Source organism: Mycobacterium sp. 1245499.0 (genome assembly GCF_001673615.1).
GTDB classification, from domain to species: Bacteria; Actinomycetota; Actinomycetes; order Mycobacteriales; family Mycobacteriaceae; genus Mycobacterium; species Mycobacterium europaeum_A.
The window spans coordinates 1-3,303 of record NZ_LZMG01000282.1 but is presented as its reverse complement, the minus strand read 5'-3'; the positions used below and the strand labels follow the sequence as shown (position 1 = coordinate 3,303).

The following is a 3,303-nucleotide window of genomic DNA, read 5'->3' as shown; positions in this document are numbered from 1 at the left end:
TCGATAGCAATGATGTCAGCGCCTTCCTCGGCGAACCGCACCGCATGCGAGCGGCCTTGCCCACGCGCCGCGCCGGTAATGAGTGCAACTTTGCCTTCGAATTGTCCTGCCATCATTTCCTCCTAACCGTTGCCGATCAATGTGCGCGCGCCAACCGGCGCGGCGATGATCGAGCCGCCTCGGTACAACATGTGATATCCCGACCCATGCCCGTCCCAAGGCCGCTGGTGGCGCGGCCGACTGGGCTTGCCAACCTGGGTGGCCTGTACGCGGGTACGAGTGCATGGAACGGCGACTGACGAGCGATCATGCGTCCTCTGCTCTGGGCGGCAGCTGTGACGAGCCCGGCCGGGTTGCCGATCGGGGGTCTCTTGTCGGGCCGGCGGCTCGCTCGGCGTAGCGGTCAGCGCGGCAGACGATCCACACCACAATCACGCGGACATACAGATAGATTGCCGCGAAGAAGATCGGTGTGAGTGCAGCGGCATCCAAAGATTCGGTCTGGCCGGGCATTTCAAATCTCCGACGTAACGACGATGGAGGTGAGAGGTGCCGAGCTCACCCATCGCCCGCTGTGATGTTTATCCGCATTGGTCATAAGTTTCACGCTAGGGCGGTGACCGAACAGGAACTAGCCGTCGCACGCAGCCACCTAGACGAAATGCGTCTTACCCGCGCTCGTAACCGTTGCACTTGCCCAATGCCTCGATGGCGCAAACCAATAGCTGCACCTATACACCTCACCAAGCCCATGTCGGCATGGAGATGGCTACTGGGTTGGACCGACGAACAAGGTATTCAGCTCTAAGCCACCGTCGATACCGATGTCTTGTGCCGTAATGTATCCCGCGCCGTCACCGGCAAGAAAGGCAACCAGATCGGCCACCTCCTCCGGGCGACCGAATCGCTGGCTGGGTAGTGCGGCACGGATTCGCTCTTGGTCCCGCTGAGGCAAGGTCATGATCTTGGGGGTTGCAATCATGCCTGGCAACACCAGGTTGGCGGTTATCCCGTGCTCACAGTTCTCAATGGCAATAGTGCGCATCATCCCATGCAGACCGGCCTTGGAGGCGGCGTAGGCGACCTTACCGGAGGCACCCATGCGGCCCGCCATGCTTGAAATCGCGACTACGCGGCCAAAGCGACGTTCCCGCATGCCGGGGAGGCACGCCCGGATGACGCGAAAGGTGCCGGTGAGATTGACGTCGATATCGCGATCCCACTGCTCGAACGCTATTGAGTGCGCCGGGGCGAAGGTGTCAACAACCCCTGCCACCGCCACGCAGATGTCGATGTCTTCGACGGCCCACTGCGGAATAGGGTCAACCGGGAGGTCCATCACCACGTCGGCCGGGCCCACCATGTCTGTCGTACGGACCTTTATCCCGTCGGCCCGCAACCGGTCGCAGATGGCTGCACCGATTCCCCCGTTCGCTCCGGTTACAAACGCCCGTCGCTGCATCGACCCGCTCCTCCCATGTTTTGAGGTCTTGGCTTTCTGCCACGAAACATCGGCCTCCCGTTACGAGAGCGGAGTGGTAACTCATTGCCGTCTGTTGAGGCGGGACTACAGGCGAGCGAGACAACGCATCCGGTCATCCGTGGCTCGCCGCGCTACATCCGTCTGCGGTGCGAATATTTCAAACCCGTGGGGGGCGCCGGCATAAAGGTGAAATTCTGTCGGGATACCCGCCGCCATAAGCCGTTTCGCGTAGGTCAGGTCCTCATCGCAAAAGATGTCGAGTGCACCCACATCGATGTAGGCGGGCGGCAAACCGGACAGATCGTCGGCGCGCCCAGGCGCGGCGTATGGTGACACATCGTCGCTGCCGGCCATGTCTCCGAGAAACGCGCGCCAGCCGGTGATGTTGTCGTCGCAGTCCCACGTGCAGAACGACTGGGTGCGTGCGTCAACCGTCGCAGTCCGATCGTCGAGCATGGGAGCCAGTAGTAATTGACGGGCCAGCGGCGGGCCGCCGCGATCCCTTGCCAGCAGAGTTACAGACGCTGCAAGCCCCCCGCCCGCGCTGCCTCCCATCACCGCGATGCGTGCCGGGTCGATGCCGAGATCTGTTGCGTGCGTGGCGAGCCAGCGGAGTGCGGTGTAGCAGTCTTCGACTGGAGTGGGATATGGGTGCTCGGGCGCAACTCGATAATGCACGGACAGCAGCGGCACGCCGGATGAGGCGACGTAGTTCCTCACCAGCATGTCGTAGCTTCGGTGCCAACCCATGATCATTCCGCCCCCATGCAAGAAAAGTGCGGCGCTGCCAGACGGACCGGTATCAGCACGGCGGTAAAGGAACAACGGCAGCTGTGTGCCATCAGTGGCCGTCGCAGTGAAACCGTCAACCTTGATCCCGTTGACGGGCGAGAGCAATGCCGAAGCCCGGTCTAAAGCGTGCTCGATGATGGTCCGCCGGGTCTGCCAATCACCGGCCGGCGGCCGAGGCATTGCCGCCCGAGCTGAGAGCAGGGGGCGGAGGATTCGAGCAAGCTGAGGGTCAATCGAAGCATCTTGATGCGCTGTCGCATTGGTGTCGGGGCTGACCGGATGCTCATAGCAAGTCACGGCGCCGCGGCGATGGTCGGCCTCCATTTCTCGGATAGTGAGACTGCCCGAGGATGCCGCCGATTGACGCAGAGTTAATACACTGGCGGCCGGGCTGGAAGCGGGGCGACGCAAGGTTTCGGTCGGTGTCTCGCCGTACCGCGCAGCGTGGGCGGCGGCGAAGCGCCCGAGGTTGCTGAAACCCCACTGATAGGCAACCGACGCCACAGTAACCGCGGACGCGTCGGACCTAAGCAACGTCTGGTGGGCTCGGCGCAGCCGAACCTCACGCAGATACGCCATGGGAGAAGTGCCCAGGTGCTGTCGGAATCCCTGCTGTAGTGACCGAACACTTACGTGACAGCGTGCGGCGATCGAGGACAGCGTCAGAGGTAAATCCGCTTCCCCTTCGATGATTTCGACTGCAGTACGGACGGCGCGCGGTGCGCCAAGCCGTTCCTCTTCGAAAAGGGCATTCCGGTAGGGATGGTCCGCGGCGAGTAAGAAGCCGCGCACCAGGCTGTCGGCGAACGGCGGTCCAACCAGCGGGTGGCTCAACACGGTGCCTGGCAGGAACAACTGCTCTTTGAACAGCACCACCATGCTGATCCAGCTGCGGGCCGGGGCTGCATCGGTGGACATGACCGGTGTGAAATCGGGTTGGGACGTCACCTGCCGACCGAGTGCATCGCGGAGGGCATCGTCGACAGCCGAGCGGTCGATCTTCAGAGAGATCAATCTGCTGCCGGCGG

General features: G+C 62.6%; 2 protein-coding genes and 1 pseudogene. All 3 read right to left on the bottom strand.

From position 1 onward, the window contains the following. Nucleotides 1-113 (bottom strand): annotated as a pseudogene (locus A5646_RS29045) (SDR family mycofactocin-dependent oxidoreductase); the annotation flags it as partial. 656 nt (nucleotides 114-769) lie between these two features. After that, a complete protein-coding gene (locus tag A5646_RS16880; RefSeq protein WP_067022817.1) occupies nucleotides 770-1,462 on the bottom strand; it encodes an SDR family NAD(P)-dependent oxidoreductase in 693 nt (230 codons plus the stop codon). Nucleotides 1,463-1,567: 105 nt separating this feature from the next. Then, nucleotides 1,568-3,303 (bottom strand): alpha/beta hydrolase fold domain-containing protein (locus A5646_RS28220; RefSeq protein ID WP_082984768.1); only part of this gene is annotated, 1,736 nt, incomplete at its 5' end.